The organism is Microbacterium sp. NPDC060117 (assembly GCF_042729315.1).
GTDB lineage: Bacteria > Actinomycetota > Actinomycetes > Actinomycetales > Microbacteriaceae > Microbacterium.
On record NZ_JBHWXR010000002.1, the window covers coordinates 554,295 to 571,220 of the forward strand.

15 protein-coding genes are annotated in these 16,926 nt (G+C 69.2%); 9 read left to right on the forward strand and 6 right to left on the reverse strand.

The window, feature by feature from the left end; translation table 11 throughout:
- Nucleotides 1-3 precede the first annotated feature (3 nt).
- From ACFWCK_RS08820 to ACFWCK_RS08845, 6 genes are all read left to right on the forward strand, one after another.
- On the forward strand, nt 4-603 hold the full coding sequence (locus ACFWCK_RS08820) for a TetR/AcrR family transcriptional regulator (RefSeq protein WP_378805481.1): 600 nt from the start codon (nt 4-6) through the stop codon (nt 601-603).
- Nucleotides 600-2,126, forward strand: coding sequence for an FAD-dependent oxidoreductase (locus ACFWCK_RS08825; RefSeq protein WP_378805482.1), 1,527 nt, complete (start codon nt 600-602; stop codon nt 2,124-2,126). Before ACFWCK_RS08820 ends, ACFWCK_RS08825 begins: the two co-directional genes overlap by 4 nt.
- A gap of 82 nt (nt 2,127-2,208) precedes the next feature.
- Nucleotides 2,209-3,471, forward strand: coding sequence for an LCP family protein (locus tag ACFWCK_RS08830; RefSeq protein ID WP_378805483.1), 1,263 nt, complete (start codon nt 2,209-2,211; stop codon nt 3,469-3,471).
- A gap of 62 nt (nt 3,472-3,533) precedes the next feature.
- Nucleotides 3,534-4,226, forward strand: a complete 693-nt coding sequence (locus ACFWCK_RS08835) for a TetR family transcriptional regulator (RefSeq protein ID WP_378805484.1) — start codon at nt 3,534-3,536, stop codon at nt 4,224-4,226.
- On the forward strand, nt 4,223-4,804 hold the full coding sequence (locus ACFWCK_RS08840) for a hypothetical protein (RefSeq protein WP_378805485.1): 582 nt from the start codon (nt 4,223-4,225) through the stop codon (nt 4,802-4,804). Before ACFWCK_RS08835 ends, ACFWCK_RS08840 begins: the two co-directional genes overlap by 4 nt.
- 74 nt (nt 4,805-4,878) lie before the next feature.
- Nucleotides 4,879-5,328 carry a hypothetical protein gene (locus ACFWCK_RS08845; protein WP_378805486.1) on the forward strand — a complete coding sequence of 150 codons (450 nt, stop codon included), beginning with the start codon at nt 4,879-4,881 and terminating at the stop codon, nt 5,326-5,328.
- Here the strand turns inward: ACFWCK_RS08845 and dxs are convergent.
- Nucleotides 5,325-7,304 (reverse strand): 1-deoxy-D-xylulose-5-phosphate synthase, encoded by a 1,980-nt coding sequence (dxs, locus tag ACFWCK_RS08850; protein ID WP_378805487.1) that lies wholly within the window; start codon nt 7,302-7,304, stop codon nt 5,325-5,327. The genes ACFWCK_RS08845 and dxs overlap by 4 nt on opposite strands.
- Nucleotides 7,305-7,365: 61 nt before the next feature.
- Complete coding sequence (locus tag ACFWCK_RS08855) at nt 7,366-8,676, reverse strand: citrate/2-methylcitrate synthase (protein ID WP_378805488.1); 1,311 nt, start codon at nt 8,674-8,676, stop codon at nt 7,366-7,368.
- Nucleotides 8,677-8,778: 102 nt separating this feature from the next.
- Between ACFWCK_RS08855 and ACFWCK_RS08860 the strand changes: the two genes are divergently transcribed.
- Nucleotides 8,779-9,948 carry a citrate synthase gene (locus ACFWCK_RS08860; protein WP_378805489.1) on the forward strand — a complete coding sequence of 390 codons (1,170 nt, stop codon included), beginning with the start codon at nt 8,779-8,781 and terminating at the stop codon, nt 9,946-9,948.
- Between the two features lie 141 nt (nt 9,949-10,089).
- Nucleotides 10,090-11,385, forward strand: a complete 1,296-nt coding sequence (locus tag ACFWCK_RS08865; RefSeq protein ID WP_378805490.1) for a serine hydrolase domain-containing protein — start codon at nt 10,090-10,092, stop codon at nt 11,383-11,385.
- 188 nt (nt 11,386-11,573) lie between these two features.
- Here the strand turns inward: ACFWCK_RS08865 and acnA are convergent, their stop codons facing one another.
- The 4 genes from acnA to dut all read right to left on the reverse strand — a co-directional run bounded on the left by acnA (nt 11,574) and on the right by dut (nt 16,402).
- Nucleotides 11,574-14,393, reverse strand: a complete 2,820-nt coding sequence (gene acnA, locus ACFWCK_RS08870; protein ID WP_378805491.1) for an aconitate hydratase AcnA — start codon at nt 14,391-14,393, stop codon at nt 11,574-11,576.
- A gap of 175 nt (nt 14,394-14,568) precedes the next feature.
- Nucleotides 14,569-15,345: a DUF3159 domain-containing protein gene (locus ACFWCK_RS08875; RefSeq protein ID WP_233310019.1), complete on the reverse strand. Its 777-nt coding sequence runs from the start codon at nt 15,343-15,345 to the stop codon at nt 14,569-14,571.
- Nucleotides 15,342-15,950, reverse strand: coding sequence for a DUF3710 domain-containing protein (locus ACFWCK_RS08880; protein ID WP_233310018.1), 609 nt, complete (start codon nt 15,948-15,950; stop codon nt 15,342-15,344). The genes ACFWCK_RS08875 and ACFWCK_RS08880 overlap by 4 nt, the downstream gene beginning before the upstream one ends.
- Nucleotides 15,947-16,402: a dUTP diphosphatase gene (gene dut / locus ACFWCK_RS08885; RefSeq protein ID WP_378805492.1), complete on the reverse strand. Its 456-nt coding sequence runs from the start codon at nt 16,400-16,402 to the stop codon at nt 15,947-15,949. The genes ACFWCK_RS08880 and dut overlap by 4 nt, the downstream gene beginning before the upstream one ends.
- Before the next feature lie 12 nt (nt 16,403-16,414).
- Between dut and ACFWCK_RS08890 the strand changes: the two genes are divergently transcribed.
- Nucleotides 16,415-16,912, forward strand: coding sequence for a DUF3093 domain-containing protein (locus ACFWCK_RS08890; protein ID WP_233310016.1), 498 nt, complete (start codon nt 16,415-16,417; stop codon nt 16,910-16,912).
- The last annotated feature ends 14 nt before the right edge of the window (nt 16,913-16,926 follow it).

A 16,926-nucleotide genomic window follows, 5' to 3' on the forward strand; every position in this document is an offset into this window, starting at 1 on the left:
ATCATGACAAAACGTCAACCCGCGTTCGATGTCCCCCTGCCGAGCTGGGACCCGACGCAGACCCGGATCCTCGAGTCCGCCGAGGCGCTCATCGCGTCGCGAGGCGTGCACGGCGTGACGATCGCCGAGCTCGCCCGCCGCGCGCGAGTGAGTCGCCCGACGATCTATCGTCACTGGTCGGATGCCGACGATGTGGTTCGCGCCGCCCTGTTGCGCCGTGTGGCGAGCATCCTCGACCAGTTCCCCGAGCCTGCGACGACCCGCGCCGAGATCATCGAGGACGTGCTCCGGTTCTCCACGCTGTTCCGCGGGGACCCGGTCTACCGGCACCTGCTGACGGATGAGCCCGAGGCGTTCACGCGCTACACCCTGGAGCGCGTCGGATCCAGCCAGCGTGCGATCCTCGCCTGGATCGCGGTCTCCATCTCTGCGGCCCAGGATGATGGATCCGTCCGCCGCGATGATCCGCAGGCGATGGCGGTGATGCTGCTGCTGATCGCGCAGTCCGCACTGCTCTCCCACGGCACGGTGAGCGAACTCATCGACGAGCTCTCCTTCGAACGCGAGCTGCGCACCGCCATCGACGGGCTGCTGCGGCCATGAACGGTTCCTCGCGACTGAACGCGCGGCGCCGGAGCGAGGAACTGCTCCGCACTGCCGAGGACCGTGTCGACCTGCTCGTCGTCGGGGGCGGGATCACCGGCGCCGGAGTCGCCCTGGACGCGGTGAGCCGCGGACTGTCGGTCGTGCTCATCGAGGCCGAGGACCTCGCGTTCGGCACCAGCCGGTTCAGTTCGAAGCTCGTGCACGGCGGGCTGCGCTACCTCGCGACCGGCGACATCGCCACGGCGCGGGAGAGCGCGGTCGAGCGCCACCTGCTGATGACGCGGATCGCCCCTCATCTCATCCGCCCGATGGCTCAGCTGCTGCCGTTCTCCCCCGCCGCCACCCCGAAGCAGCGCTTGACAGGCGCCGTGGGGTTCGCACTCGGGGATCTGCTGCGGCTGCGGGCGGGCACGCCGCAGGCCGTCCTGCCCGCGCCTCACCTCATCACAGCGCGCACCGCGGCTCGGTTGGTGCCGACCCTGCAGGCGGAGCGGCTGCAGGGCGCCGTGCTCGCCGCCGACGGTCAGCTCGTCGATGACGCCCGGCTCGTCGTCGCCGTCGCGCGGACAGCCGCATCCCTCGGCGCCCGGATCCTCACGCGGGTGCGCGCACTCACGCTCCGCCAGAACGGTGCCCACGTCGAGGACGCCCTCAGCGGCGAGAGGTTCGAGATCCGCGCCCGTACCGTGGTGAACGCCACGGGCGTCTGGGCCGGAGATCTCGATGACGCCATCCGCATGCGGCCGAGCCGGGGCACGCATCTCGTGCTCGACGCCGCAGCGTTGGGGGACCCCGCGGCAGCCCTCACCGTGCCGCATCCCGGATCCATCAGCCGCTTCGTGTTCGCTCTGCCGCAGCAGCTCGGCCGCGTCGTGGTCGGTCTCACCGATGAAGACGCGCCGGGGCCGGTGCCCTCGGTCGCCGTCCCCACGGAGCCGGAGATCGCGTTCCTGCTCGAGGTCCTCAACCGCGCCCTCGCCACGCCGATCCGGCGCGACCAGGTCCGCGGTGCATACGCGGGGCTGCGGCCGCTCGTCGACACCGGTGGATCCTCCACTGCGGACATCTCTCGACGCCATCTCGTAGCCGTCTCCGAGGGCGGTTTCGTGAACGTCCTCGGCGGAAAGCTCACCACCTATCGCCGCATGGCAGAGGATGCGGTCGATCGAGCAGTCGCGATCGCAGGTCTCCCCGCGGGGCCGTGCCGCACCGCCACGCTGCCTCTCGTCGGCGCGATTGCGGCTCCTTCGCGCCCCTCGGACGATCTGCACTGGCGTTACGGAGCGGAGGCCGGGCTGGTGCTGGCCCGCGCGCGCTGCACGGCCCCGCGGGAGCGCATCGCCGCGGGTATCGACGTGACACGCGCCGAGGTCGAGTTCGCGGTGCGGGCCGAAGGCGCGCTGACCACCGACGACGTGCTGGACAGGCGAACCCGCATCGGCCTCGTGGACGATGACCGCTCCCTCGCCCACGACCAGGTGTCGCGCCTCGTGGCCGAGACGCTCGCCGACTCCGCCTGACATCGCCCGCTAGGCTCGGGCAGCAACAGGTGGTGCATGACGGGTCGTCTGCATCGTCCGAGGCGCAGATCAGGGGGATCGTGTGGGAGGAACCAGATCCGGTCGGCGGACCGTCGCCCAGCACGGCCAGCTTCCGCGTCCGGGCGCCTGGGGACAGTTCCTGCGCCTTCTCGCCGTTTGCGCGACCACCGTCGCCATCGCTGCGGTCGCGACCGGCGTCTGGATCGTCCAGGACCTCGCCGGCAACTTCGCGTCGGGCAGCTTCGCGCTCGAGGACGCACCGGCAGAAGCAGCCGCACCTGGGCTGGGCGGGTTCCCGAACGTCGCCGCGTACATCCTGCTCGCCGGAACCGACAACTGCGAGCCGCAATACGCCGCGATGTTCCAGAATCGATGCTCGGATCCGGACGTCGAGGGCACGCGCAGCGACGTCCTCATGCTCGTGCACATCTCCGCGGAGCCACGGCACATCACGGTGATCAGCTTCCCGCGCGACCTCCTCGTCGAAATCCCCGAGTGTCGGAAGGATGACGGCACGGTGTCACCAGCGGTCTCGGGCGAGATGATCAATGCCGCGTTCGAACGGGGCGGAGTGAACTGCTCCGCGAAGGCGATCACGGCGCTGACAGGGCTGAAGGTCGGCTACGCCGCATCGATCAACTGGGGTGGCGTGATCGACGTCACCAATGCGATCGGCGGCGTGGAGATCTGCGTCGCCAGCGACATGCGGGACGCGGACTCCGGCATCGATCTGACCGCGGGACGGCATACGCTTCAGGGCGCGCAGGCTCTCGCCTTTCTTCGCGCGCGCTACTCGACGGCGGACGGTAGTGACCTCGCGCGAATCGGCAACCAGCAGCAGTACCTCTCGAGCCTGGTGCGGCGGATCAGCGACGAGCAGACGCTCACCGATCCCGCGAAGCTGCTTCGGCTGGCGCACGCCGGCATCAGCGCGATCGACCCCAGCACCACGTTGGAGAACCCGCTCACGCTCGTGCAATTGGGCCTCGCGATCAAGAGTGTGCCCACCCAGGAGTACGCGTTCATCCAGTACCCCGTCTATCCCGCGCCGTCGAATCCGAACCGGCTGGTTCCGGACGAGGCCGCCGCACAGCAGGTGCTGACCGCTCTCGAGCAGAACAAGACCTTCACATTCACAGCGGCCACCCAAGGTCAGTCAACCGAGGAAGCCGGCACCGCGGCTCCCGCGGAGGCCGATGCCGCCGATCCTCTGGCTCCTGCCGCTTCCGCAGCCCCTACGACGACCGACGCCGTCGCATTGCCTTCGCAGGTGATGGGCAACACGGCCGACACCGCGACGTGCACGGAGGGCCGAGTGTACTGACCGAGCGCCGGCCACGCCCGGCCCGGGTAGACGTTCCACGGGGTCCGCGCTACTCTTTGAACATGTTCAGTTCAGAGTCGGACGCCACGTCGAAGCCGCTCACCCCGAAGGCCGAAGCGACAAGAGCGCGGATCCGCGCCGCGGCCATGGCCTCATTCGTCGAGCGCGGCTACCCGGACACCACCATCCGACTGATCGCCAAGGAGGCAGGCGTATCGGTCGGGAACGCCTACTACTACTTCCCTTCCAAGGAGCACCTGGTCCAGGAGCTCTACGACCAGCAGCAGCGGGATCACGGAGCAGTAGCGCGCCCAAGGCTCGAGGGTGTGACCGGCCTCGTCGATCGTCTGCGCATCTTCCTCGAGACCAGCCTGGAAACGGTCGGCGCCTACCGCGCCGTCGCACCGGGCTTCCTCAGCGCGATGGTCTCCCCCGACTCCCCGATCAACCCCCTGTCCGTGGAGTCCTCTCCCGCGCGCGAGATGACGATCGGCCTGCTCCGCGAAGTCGTCGAAGGCGCGTCGCATCGTGTGCCGGACGATATCGCCGAGCGTCTGCCCGAGGCGATCTTCCCGATGTATCTCGCGCTCATCCTCCGGTGGACCTATGACGAGTCTCCCGACCAGGCGAAGACCACCCGCCTCCTCGATACCGGACTCAGACTGTTCGCCGTCGCACTCCCGTTCCTGCGCGTCCCCGGTGTCCGCGGTGTGACCCGCGACCTCCTCGACCAGATCGCGGACGTGCGGCCATGAACGCCGAAGAGCTTGCGGCGTGGCCGCGGACACCGAACAAGCCGATGGCGTTCACCCCGGAGGAGTTCATCGCGGGCGCCTTCCGTGCTCTCGGGCTGCACCTCGTGCTGTTCCTCATCGCGTGCGTGCTGGCGGGCACCGTCGCCGCGTTCGTCGACAGACTCGACCAAGCGGATTCGTTGTTTTCCGCCCTCGGGAGAGGCGTGGGCCTCACCATCCTGGTCCAGTTCTACGCCGTGCCGATCTCGCTCCTCGCGCTCCTGATCGGAGTGATGCCGGCGCTGCTCCTCGGACGTGCGATCGTCCGGGTGGCAGATTTCCGAACGCATGTCATCGCATGGGCCGGGTTCGGCATCGTCTTCTCGGGTGCGGTGACGGCAGCCGTGATCACCACGCTGCATCTGAGCTTCGCAGGCGTTCTGACCGTGATCGCCGTCGCCGGCTGGGCCTCGGGGTCGGTCGCGATCACGCTCGCCTGGGCGAGGACGGCGTCGCTCGCGCTGCGGAAGGACCGCGGGCTGACTCCGCAGCCCTGGTTCCGTCGCCGGCATCCCCATCCTCAGGCGGCTCCCCGATGATGATGAGCATCGGTACCGACGCGCCTTCTCCGCGGACGCCCGCGAGGCCCATGGCGTTCACCGGGGATGAGCTGGTGCGCGGCGCGTTCTGGGCATGGTTGGTCTTCTTGGCGATTCTGGGAGCGCTGGTGACGCTCCCCGGAGCCGTATCCGCGGCGTTCAGCGAGCTGAAGGCTGTCTTCGCTATCGTCTCGCTCGCCGTCGGCGGTGCGATCTCAGGAATCGCGACACTCGTGTCCCTGCCGTTCGCCGCCCTTCTCGGACGTTCGCTGGCGCGCATCAGGTCGAGATGGATCCACCTCGGCGCGCACGCAGCGTTCGGAGCAGTCGTCGGCGGGGCCTTGGCCGTCGGCATCGGCGGCGCGATCACCGGCGCGTGGAACATGTCTGGAGATCTCTGGCCGCTGATCGCGCTCGCCGCCACCGCTGGCGCCGTCAGCGCAGGCACAGGTTGGTCGATCACGGCGCGCCAGGCGCTGCGTGACGACCGGAAGGTCAGCGCACCCTGGCCGGAGCGTGACTAACGCCGGGGATCGTTCGCCGTGCGGTCCTCGCGTGCCCCGGCCACGATCTCGACCGTGCCCGTGTGCAGCGGAACCTCGCCCGTGGGGCGGGCGATCGGCACGCGGGTGCCGAGCACCTGGGCGACGACGTCCTGCGCGATCTTGCCCGAGGTCAGCCCGGCATCCTCGAGGATCTGGTCGCGGCTGGCGTGGTCGATGTACTCGTCGGGCAGGCCCAGCTCGTCGACGGCTGTGTCGATGCCCGCCTCGCGGAGGACCTGACGGACGCGTGTGCCGACCCCGCCGACACGGATGCCGTCCTCGAGGGTGATGACGAGGCGGTGCCGGGCCGCGAGCTCGACGACCGAGGGCTGCACCGGGATCGCCCAGCGCGGGTCGATCACGGTCGCGCCGATCCCCTGCGCCTTGAGGCGGTCCGCCACGTCGAGAGCGAGAGTCGCGAACGGGCCGATCCCGATGAGCAGCACATCCTCGTCCTCATCGCGGGAGAGCACGTCCACGCCGTCGTGCAGGCGCTCGAGCGCCGGGATCTCGGGGGTCACCGCACCCTTGGGGAAGCGGATCACGGTCGGCGCGTCGTCGACGGCCACCGCCTCCTCCAGCTCCTCGCGCAGGCGCTCGGCGTCACGGGGCGCCGCGATGCGGATCCCCGGCACGATCTGCAGCATGGACAGGTCCCACAGACCGTGGTGGCTCGGGCCATCGGGCCCGGTGACGCCCGCCCGGTCCAGCACGAACGTCACCCCGGCACGGTGCAGCCCGACGTCCATCAGCACCTGGTCGAACGCGCGGCCCATGAACGTGGCGTAGAGCGCGACCACCGGATGCAGACCGCCGTACGCGAGGCCCGCCGCGGACGTCACGGCGTGCTGCTCGGCGATGCCGACATCGTAGACGCGGTCGGGGAACCGCTCTGCGAACGGAGCGAGACCCGTGGGCCGCAGCATCGCCGCCGTCATCGCGATGACCTTCGGGGTGCGCGAACCGACGTCGACCAGTGCGTCGGCGAACACGTCGGTCCATCCGATGCCGCTCGCCGCGAGGGGGGCGCCGGTCTTCGGGTCGATCTTGTTGACCGCGTGGAACTGATCCGCCTCGTCGTCGAGCGCGGGCTGGTACCCCCGGCCCTTCTCGGTGATGACGTGCACGATGACCGGGGCGCCGTAGTCCTTCGCGAGCTGCAGCGTCTCAAGGAGAGAGGGGATGTCATGCCCGTCGATGGGACCGAGGTACTTGATGTCGAGGTTGGAGTACAACTCCTCGTTGTTCGAGAAGCGCGAGAGGAAGCCGTGCGTTCCTCCGCGCACGCCGCGGTAGAACGCGCGCCCGACTGGACCGAACGCCCGGAAGAACCGGTCCGACTTGCGATGCAGGTCGCGGTACACGCCCGCCGTGCGCACCCGGTTCATGTAGCGGGCCATACCGCCGATCGTCGGCGCGTAGGAGCGCCCGTTGTCGTTCACGACGATGACCAGGTTGCGCTCGTTGTCATCGGAGATGTTGTTGAGCGCCTCCCACGTCATGCCGCCGGTGAGCGCGCCGTCGCCGACGACCGCGACGACGTGACGGTCCCCGCGACCCGTCGCGGTGAAGGCGCGGGAGATCCCATCTGCCCAGCTCAGCGAGCTCGAGGCGTGCGAGGACTCCACGACGTCGTGCGGGCTCTCCGACCGCTGTGGGTAGCCGGCCAGCCCGCCGCGCGAGCGCAACGCCGAGAAGTCCTGACGCCCAGTGAGGAGCTTGTGCACGTACGACTGATGCCCGGTGTCGAAGATGATCGGGTCATCCGGTGAGGAGAACACCCGGTGCAGCGCGATGGTGAGCTCCACGACGCCGAGGTTCGGCCCGAGGTGGCCACCCGTGCGGGCGACGTTCTCGATCAGGAACGAACGGACCTCCGCTGCCAGCTCCGCGAGCTGTTCGGGGGTGAGCCGGTCGAGGTCGCGGGGACCGGAGATGCCGGGAAGGATCGCCACCGTGTCTGCCTCCTGAAACGAAACGGGAACAGCGAGCCGAGGCCCGCAGCACCGACCAAGACTACCGAGCATTGCTCCCGGGCCGCTGGAGATCCGCCGCATCCGGACCGACGTAGTGTCCGATCGGCCGCAACCGCAGCGGGGACCGCCCGTACTCGTCCTGCGCGTGCGCGCACCAGCCTGCTGAGCGCGCGACCGCGAAGACCGTCTCTCCGGCGTCCGCGGGCATGTCCCAGGCCAGTGCCATCACGGCCAGCGCGAGATCGACCGTGGGGTAGAGGCCCGTCCTGGCATGCACGACGGCGATCAGCTGCTCGGCCAGCCCCAGTGCCGTCTCAGCCTGCGGATCCGCCGTCTCGCGCATGAGCCGAAGCAACAGCCGCGCCCGGGGATCTCCGTCCGGGTACAGCAGCTGTCCGAAGCCGGGGATCCCCGCTCCGCCCAAGCGCGTCGCGGTCGCCAGCGCGGCTGCCGGATCCACCCCGTCCCGCACTTGTCGGAGCAGTGCGTGGACCGCCGCGCTCACCGCTCCGTGCAGAGCAGAGTCGAGGGCGCCGAACCCGGCCGCCACGACGGCGTAGGGATGGGCTCGCGCCGACGCCGCGGCCCGCGCGGCGAGAGTCGAGGCCGCCATGTCGTGATCGACCAGGAGCACGAGCGCAGCGTCCAGCACTCGCACGCGATCAGGCGTCGGGGGAAGCCTCGTGAGGCAAGGCCAGAGCCGCGCTGCCACCGATCCGCCCGTCGTCCCGCTGGTCGACGCCGCACTGTCGTTCTGCTGACCGACACCGAGCAGCGGGAGCGCATCCACGAGCCCGGCGACGAGACGCGTCGTGACGCGTGCCACGGTCTCCGCACGGAGGTCGTATCGTTCCGGATCCTCCGCCGCGAGAGTCGCGACCGCCGCGAGCAGTCGGCTGAATGCCCCGGCAGCGGGCGGAAGGGCGGCAACCACGCGGCTCGGCGCTGCGCTCCCGGACCCTTCCAGCCGCAACGCGTCCCACTGCGGCAGGTCCGTGCGCGCGAAGAGCCACCGCACGATCGCGTCGAATCTCGGCGGCTGGCCCTCCCCCGCGACCAGCTCATCGATCGGCACGCCGCGGATCCAGAGCTCCCCGTCCTCGATCAGCGCGATGTCCGTGTCGATGACAGCCAGCGGGCTCCCGTCCGCGCCGGCCGCGCGAGCCGCGCCGTGCGAGGGCGAGGTCGCACGGCGGCGGGTACGGGCGAAGCGCTCGACCTCGAGCGGGTCGAACAACGAGCCGTGCGCCCCGCGCTCGCGCGCGATCAGGCCCCGAGAGACATACGCGTAGAGCGTCTCCGTCCGCACACCGAGACGCGCCGCCGTCTGCGCCGCCGTGAGTGCGTCCATCGCGGGCTCCTTCATTGATTCGATCAACATTGACGATATCCGGATCCATTAGAGATCGTGAGCGAAGAGCCGCCATCCGCGACTCGCCAGAGAGGAGCCGACATGGCCATCACCATCGATCGCAACGACACGCATCTCATCGACGTTCCGCGAGGACTCACCAACGTCGTCGTCGCCGAGACCACGATCGGCGACGTCCGCGGCGAGGAGGGCTTCTTCCAGTACCGGGGCGTCTCGGGTGTGGAGCTGGCCGCCGAAGCCCGATTCGAGGACGCCTGGAGGCTGGTCGCACTCGGCGCTTTGCCTCAGGACGACGCCGACGCCGCAGCTTTCCGCGCCCGAACGACCGCGGCGCGAACGATCCCCGAACACCTGCACGGACCGCTGTCGGCGATCGCGGCCTCGGGTCTGGATCCCATGGCCCAATTGCGCACCGGGCTCGCTCTCGTCTCCGCCGCGGACGGACGGCGCGCCCTCTACGACGAGACCGACGAGGAGCGCGTCGACGACACGATCCGTCTCGCCGCCGTCGCGCCGTCCCTGATCGCGGCATTGCACCGGTGGAGCCAGGAACAGGATCCGATCGCGCCGGACGCGGAGCTCGACCCCGTCTCCGACTACTTGCGCATGCTCACGGGCGCCGCACCCGACGCCCGCCTCTCCATTGCCCTCGCCACGTATCTGACCGCGGCGATCGACCACGGGTTCAACGCGTCGACGTTCACGGCGCGGGTCATCGCGTCCACCGGCGCCGACCTCGCCTCGTGCGTCGGCGGTGCACTCGGCGCGCTGTCGGGACCACTGCACGGAGGCGCACCCGCGCGCACGCTCGACATGCTGGACGAGATCGGGACACCCGATCGTGCGGACGCCTGGGTGCGCGAGCGCGTGCAGAACGGCGGGCGGATCATGGGGTTCGGGCACGCGGTGTACCGCACGGAGGATCCCCGCTCGCGCCTGCTGCGCGGGGTCGCTCAGCGGCTGCGCGTCGACGGACTCGCGTCGGACCGCGTCGACCTCGCGGTGACTGTGGAGCAGACCGTGCTGCAGGTGCTGGACGAGCTCAAGCCGGGCCGCGCCCTGCGCACGAACGTCGAGCTCTACGCCGCGGTCGTCATGGAGGCGTGCGGGATTCCGCGCGAGCTGTTCACTCCGACGTTCGCATCGGCACGCCTGATCGGCTGGGGCGCGCACGCCTGCGAGCAGGTGCAGGACGGCAAGATCCTCCGACCGTCCTCCCGGTACATCGGAGCGCCGTCACACTCTCGTTGATCGCCACCGACCCCGGGTCTATGCTCAGCAGCAGGCGAGCACGGGGACGCGAGTGATCGTCCCCGTGCGCCCGAAGGACCGGACCCGAACGGCCCCCGGTGCGCTTGGACATTCCGCGATCGTGGATCCGAGGAGACGAACGTGAACGCGCAGACACCGGCATCCCGCGGCACCGCGCGGCGAAGGACGATCGTCGTCATTGCAGCCGCTGCTGTCATCGCATTGCTCGTGGTCATCGCCTGGATCGTATGGCGGCCGGCGGGCGGGGCCGCTCCCGCCGCGATCGCGTCGTCCGAACCTCCGACCGTCCAGAACGCACGGGTCGACTCGATCGTCCGAGAGGCCATGAAGGCCGACAGTCTGAAGGCGGTGATCGTGCGGGTCACGGTCGACGGCAAGGTCGTGGCCATGCAGGCGTACGGGGACTCGATGACCGGCGTCCCCGCCACCACCGACATGCATTTCCGCAACGGCGCGGTGGCGTTCGAGTACGTCTCCACATTGTTGCTGGAGTACGTCGACGAGGGGAAGATCACTCTCGACGACACGGTCGACAAGTGGATGCCCGGCCTGCCCGAGGCGAACAAGGTCACGCTCAGGATGCTGACGAACCAGACCACCGGATATCCCGACTTCGAGACGGATCCGGAGTGGACCGCGGCCTACAACGCCGACCCATTCCACGAGTTCACGTTCGACGAGCGATTGAAGGACGCGTTCAATCGCCCTCTGCAATTCGAGCCCGGCACCAACTGGAGCTACGCGCACACCAACTTCATGATCCTCGGCCACATCCTCTCCATGATCGGAGGAGCTCCCCTCGACCAGCTGCTGCAGAAGAAGGTCCTCGGCCCGATGGGTATGACGCAGACGGCGGCGTACAGTACCGCGACCATGCCGGAACCGGTGCTGCATGCCTACAGCTCCGAGCGCCGCGTAGCCCTCGGCATTCCCCCGTCTATGCCTTTCACGGAGGAGTCGACGTTCTGGAACCCCGCCTGGGGCACGCCGATCGGAGCCGCCGAGGCGACCACGATCACCGACATGGCGACGACCGCGGTCGCCGTCGGCACCGGCAAGCTGCTCTCACCGAAGAGCTTCCACGAGATGACCGATTCGACGTTGATCGGTTTCGGCACACCGCTCCCCGTCTGCGCCGGATCCTGCTTCACCCAGGTGAACGGCTACAACTACGGACTCGGAGTGGTGAGATCCGGATCCTGGCAGCTGCAGAACCCTCTGCTGAGCGGGTACAGCGCCACCGAGGCGTATCTGCCCTCGAAGAAGATCGCGATCGCGGTGGCGACGACGTTCCTGCCCGGCGCGTTCGACGCGAACGGCGTCTACGACAATGCGAGTGACCGGCTGTTCCGGCAGATCGCCACGGAACTCGCGCCCGACGACCCGCCGCCGACACTTCCCGCGAAGAAGAACTGAGGAGACGTCCTGCGACGCCTGCAGGACCAGGCGACGCCTGCAGGACCGAATCCGCGATCAGCGCCTGCATCCGTCACGGCGTCCTGCAGACGTCGCAGCACGGATGCCAGCGGCGGACGCGCGCCACGCGCCTGACATGAGAGGCGGGGCCGGCTCCCGAAGGAACCGGCCCCGCCTCTCGTCGTGGATCAGACCAGCGAGCGCAGCACGTACTGCAGGATGCCGCCGTTGCGGTAATAGTCGGCCTCACCGGGGGTGTCGATGCGGACGACCGCATCGAACTCGATGGGCTGCTTGCCCTCGGCCGAGAACTCGCTCGGAGCCGCGGTCACCTTGACCGTCTTCGGCGTGGTGCCCTCGTTGAGCTCCTCGAGGCCCGCGATCGAGACGATCTCGGTGCCGTCGAGGCCCAGCGACTCCCAGGACTCGCCCGCGGGGAATTGCAGCGGCACGACGCCCATGCCGATAAGGTTCGAGCGGTGGATGCGCTCGAAGCTCTCGGTGATGACAGCCTTCACGCCGAGGAGGTTGGTGCCCTTCGCCGCCCAGTCACGGGAGGATCCGGATCCATACTCCTTGCCGCCGAAGATCACCAGCGGGGTGCCCTGGGCCTGGTAGTTCGTCGAGGCGTCGAAGATGTACGCCTGCGGGCCACCGGCCTGGGTGAAGTCGCGGGTGTAACCGCCCTCGATCTGCTGTCCGTCGTTGACCGCCTTGACCAGCGCGTTCTTCAGACGGATGTTGGCGAACGTGCCGCGGATCATGACCTCGTGGTTGCCGCGGCGAGAGCCGTAGGAGTTGAAGTCCTTCTGCGCGACGCCGTGCTCGGTGAGGTACTGCGCGGCGGGCGTGCCCGCCTTGATGTTGCCGGCCGGCGAGATGTGGTCGGTGGTGACCGAGTCGCCGAGGGTGGCCAGCACGCGGGCGCCGCTGATGTCGGACACGGGTGCCGGGGTCGCCTCCATGCCGTCGAAGTACGGCGCCTTGCGCACGTAGGTCGAGTCGGCGTCCCACTCGAAGACCGGACCGGTCGGCGTGGGCAGGCTCGTCCAGCGCTCGTCGCCGTCGAACACCGTGGCGTACTGCTTGATGAACTGGTCGCGCGAGATCGACGAATCGATGATCTGCTGCACCTCGGCGGGGTCGGGCCAGACGTCCTTGAGGAACACGTCGTTGCCCTCGCCGTCGGTGCCCAGCGCCTGGGTGTCGAAGTCGAAGTTCATCGACCCCGCAAGGGCGTAGGCGACGACCAGCGGCGGGCTGGCGAGGTAGTTCATCTTCACGTCGGGGCTGATCCGGCCCTCGAAGTTGCGGTTGCCGGAGAGCACCGCGGTGACGGCGAGGTCGTGCTCGTTGATCGCGGCCGAGACCTCGTCGATCAGCGGGCCCGAGTTTCCGATGCAGATCGTGCAGCCGTAGCCGACCGTGTAGAAGCCGAGGCCCTCGAGGTCCTTGTCGAGACCCGACTTCTCGTAGTAGTCGGTGACGACCTTCGAGCCCGGGCCGAGCGTGGTCTTGACCCACGGCTTCTGCTTCAGGCCCTTGGCGAGGGCGTTGCGGGCGAGAAGGCCGGCGGCGATCATGACGGACGGGTTCGAGGTGTTGGTGCACGAGGTGATCGCGGCCAGCGTCACGGCGCCGTTGTCGAGGATGTACTTCTGCCCGTCCGGCGTCTTGACCTTGACCGGCTTGGACGCGGCCTTCGGGGACCCCGAGGACAGCGTGGGGATCTCGTTGGTCTCGACCTCTTCACCCGGGACGGATCCCGGGTCCGACGCCGGGAAGGATCCGGAGTCGTTGATGTCGATCGGACCCGTGACGTAGTTCAGGATGTCCTTCTCGAACTGCGCCTTCGACTCGGACAGGAGGATGCGGTCCTGCGGGCGCTTCGGTCCGGCGATCGAGGGCACGACCGTGGAGAGGTCGAGCTCGAGGTACTCGCTGAAGCTGGGCTCGTTCGCGGCGTCGTGCCAGAGCGACTGCTGCTTGGCGTAGGCCTCGACGAGGGCCACGGCCTGCTCGTCGCGACCGGTCAGACGCAGGTAGTCGAGGGTGACGTCGTCGATCGGGAAGATCGCAGCGGTGGAGCCGAACTCCGGCGACATGTTGCCGATCGTCGCGCGGTTCGCGAGGGGCACCGAGGCGACGCCGGCGCCGTAGAACTCGACGAACTTGCCGACCACGCCGTGCTTGCGGAGCATGTCGGTGATCGTCAGCACGACATCGGTCGCGGTCACGCCGGCGGGGATCTCGCCCGTCAGCTTGAAGCCGACGACGCGCGGGATCAGCATCGACACGGGCTGGCCGAGCATGGCCGCCTCGGCCTCGATGCCGCCGACGCCCCAGCCCAGCACACCGAGGCCGTTGACCATGGTGGTGTGCGAGTCGGTGCCGACGCAGGTGTCGGGGTAGGCGCGGAGCACGCCGTTCACGGAGCGGTCGTAGATGACCTTGGCGAGGTGCTCGATGTTCACCTGGTGCACGATTCCGGTGCCCGGGGGGACGACCTTGAAGTCGTCGAAGGCGGTCTGGCCCCAGCGCAGGAACTGGTAACGCTCGCCGTTGCGCTCGTACTCGATCTCGACGTTGCGCTCGATGGCGTCGGGGCGGCCGAACAGGTCGGCGATGACGGAGTGGTCGATGACCATCTCGGCCGGCGAGAGCGGGTTGATCTTGTTCGGGTCGCCGCCAAGAGCCGTGACCGCCTCGCGCATGGTGGCGAGGTCGACGATGCAGGGCACGCCGGTGAAGTCCTGCATCACCACGCGCGCCGGTGTGAACTGGATCTCGGTGTCGGGCTGAGCCGCCGGATCCCAGGAACCGAGTGCCTCGATCTGCGCCTTCGTGACGTTCGCGCCGTCTTCGGTGCGAAGCAGGTTCTCCAGGAGGACCTTGAGGCTGAACGGGAGCTTCTCGTATCCGGGGACCGTGTCGATCCGGAAGATCTCGTAGTCGGTGCTGCCGACCGTCAGGGTGCTCTTGGCACCGAAGCTGTTCACCGTGGACACGGATCCGTCTCCTTCTGTTCGGATGGAAGCGACAGTCGACACCATCTTGCTCGCCCGCTCCCCCGCGCGGCTAGCAAGGCGGGCCTTACCAGTCTGCTCTCGCGGACAGGTGAGCGAAAGGTGCTGATTTATCTTGACGTCAAGATAAATCTAGCACGGCGAGCGTGGCGCCGAGTCACTCCTGAGGCGTGTCGTCCTCGTGCTTCGGCGGGTACAGCGCACGTACCAGCAACCACGTCACCGCGACCATCGGAGCGAACAGCGGGAGCCCCATGATCAGCTTGAGCGTGCCGAGCGCCTGCACGTTGCCGGAGAAGTACAGCGGCAGCTGCACGCCCAGGCGGGCGAAGAACAGCGCGGCCCAGGCGATCGTGATCCAGAAGAACGCCCGGCGCTTGCGCTTGTCGGCTCTCCAGCCGCGCACGTCGCCCATGAGGAATCCCGCAGCGAGCCCGATGAGCGCCCATCCGACGAGGGCCGAGACGAGCAGCACAACGCCGTACGCGGCGTTCGTGAAGAAGCCGGGGACGAAGTTGTCCTGGCCGCGGCCCGTCCACAGGGCGAGTCCCGCGGCGACGGCGACGGCGACGAGGCCGCCGAGGGCCGAGGCGGCGGGCGAGCGCTGCAGCAGGCGGATCACCGAGAAGACTGCGGCGAGACCGACCGACACGACCAGCGACAGCCAGAGCGGATCCGGCCTCAGGGTGTAGATGACGAGGAACGCCGCGCTGGGCAGGACGGACTCGAACACCCCGCGCCACCCGCCCATCGCGCTCCACACGACGTGCCCGGTGCTGGCACCGGAGTTCGGGTCGATGCCCAGACGCTGCGCCGCTCCGCCGAGGGCAGCCCCGAGGCTCTGCGCGGCGTCGGGCGCCGGGGGCGGTGCGTACCGCTCCCCCGGAGCGCCCTCGGAGGCGCGCTCCGGCTCCTCCGGCCGCGACGTGGTCACGCCGTGCCGGGGGCCGCGGGCATGCGCAGCGGGATGAGGTCGCGCGGGGGCATCGGTGCTCCCCCGCGCACCACCACGATCGAACGGAACAGGTCCTCGACGGCGGCCGCTGCGGACTCGTCGGATGCCGCGGCTCCGCCGATCACGCCGCGCAGGAACCAGCGCGGGCCGTCGACGCCCACGAACCGGGCGAGCCGCGTGACGGCGGTGTCGCCGGCGACCGCGGGGATCTCTGCCAGCAGCTCGGAGCCCAGGGCGCCCTCGCGCTCGGTGACGGTGCCGCCCTGCTGGGAGATCTGCTCCTGGATCTGCGCGCGCGTCTCGTCCCAGAGGCCGCTCGAGCGGGGCGCGGCGAACGGCTGCACCTGCAGGGTCGAATCGGCGTAGTCGAGCCCCACGGCCACGATGCGCTGGGTCTGCTCCTCCACCTCGAGGCGGAGGTTCAGCCCCTCGCGCGGAAGGATCTTGATGGCGCCGAGGTCGATGTAGGGACGGACCGGGTTGGCCTCGCTCTCGTCGAACGGGCCGTCGACCGCGCGATCGCGGACGGGAGCCTGCGAGGCGTCCTCCACGGGCTCGATCCCGGACGTGCTGTCGTCGCTCATGCGTTCTCCTGGCTCTGGGTCTGATAGCCGGTGGATCCGAATCCGCCTGCTCCACGCACCGAATCGTCCAGCGCGTCGACCGGGATGAACCGGGCTCGGGTGACGGGCATGACGATCAGCTGAGCGATCCGATCACCGACCGCGACATCGTACGCCGCATTGCTGTCGGTGTTCAGCAGGCTCACCTTGATCTCGCCGCGATAGCCGGCGTCCACCGTGCCCGGGGCGTTGACGACGGTGATGCCGTGCTTGGCCGCGAGACCGCTGCGGGGCACGACGAACGCGGCGAAGCCTTCGGGCAGCGCGATCCGGACGCCGGTGCCAACGAGCGCGCGCTGACCGGGATCGAGTCGCAGCGCCTCGGTCGAGACGAGGTCCGCTCCGGCGTCGCCGGGGTGGGCGTAGACAGGGAGCTGGGGCGCGATAATGGGAACGTCCACGGATTCGGTCACGGAAAGAGGCTAATGCAGAACGCAGCACGCGATGCCGGGCCCTCCTCGAGGGCCATCCGCTACCGCGAACGTCTCGCACCGAGTCTGTGGCTGTTCCTCGCCGCGGCCCTCGGCGGCCCGATGCTGGCACTCGTCTTCGTCCCCGCCGGATCGGGTATCGCGCTCGTCATCGGCGCCATCGCGACACTCGCGATCATCGCCCTGATGATCGCGGGATCGCCGAGCGTCGCCGTGGAGCGGAACGTCCTGCGCGCGGGTCGCGCGTGGATCGACGCCTCCTGGCTGGGCGAGCCCGAGGTCCGCACCGGTGAGGACGCGCGTCAGGCGCGCGGCCCCGGCCTTCCCGCCCGCGGCTGGCATCTGATCCGCGGCGGCATCGACGGCGTGGTGATCGTGCCCAACACCGATCCGGCGGATCCCGCACCGAGCTGGACGATCTCGTCACGGACTCCGGACCGCCTGGCCGCCGCAATCGACGCGGCTCGCGCATCCGCGAACCCGCAGGCCTGATCCCAGAACGCAGA

Excerpts from the sequence above, each read along its gene's own strand:
- ACFWCK_RS08820 (WP_378805481.1), top strand. The coding sequence starts at position 4 with ATGACAAAACGTCAACCCGCGTTCGATGTCCCCCTGCCGAGCTGGGAC.
- ACFWCK_RS08825 (WP_378805482.1), top strand. The coding sequence starts at position 600 with ATGAACGGTTCCTCGCGACTGAACGCGCGGCGCCGGAGCGAGGAACTG.
- ACFWCK_RS08835 (WP_378805484.1), top strand. The coding sequence starts at position 3,534 with ATGTTCAGTTCAGAGTCGGACGCCACGTCGAAGCCGCTCACCCCGAAG.
- ACFWCK_RS08840 (WP_378805485.1), top strand. The coding sequence starts at position 4,223 with ATGAACGCCGAAGAGCTTGCGGCGTGGCCGCGGACACCGAACAAGCCG.
- ACFWCK_RS08855 (WP_378805488.1), bottom strand. The coding sequence starts at position 8,676 with ATGGACGCACTCACGGCGGCGCAGACGGCGGCGCGTCTCGGTGTGCGG.
- ACFWCK_RS08860 (WP_378805489.1), top strand. The coding sequence starts at position 8,779 with ATGGCCATCACCATCGATCGCAACGACACGCATCTCATCGACGTTCCG.
- ACFWCK_RS08880 (WP_233310018.1), bottom strand. The coding sequence starts at position 15,950 with ATGAGCGACGACAGCACGTCCGGGATCGAGCCCGTGGAGGACGCCTCG.
- ACFWCK_RS08890 (WP_233310016.1), top strand. The coding sequence starts at position 16,415 with ATGCAGAACGCAGCACGCGATGCCGGGCCCTCCTCGAGGGCCATCCGC.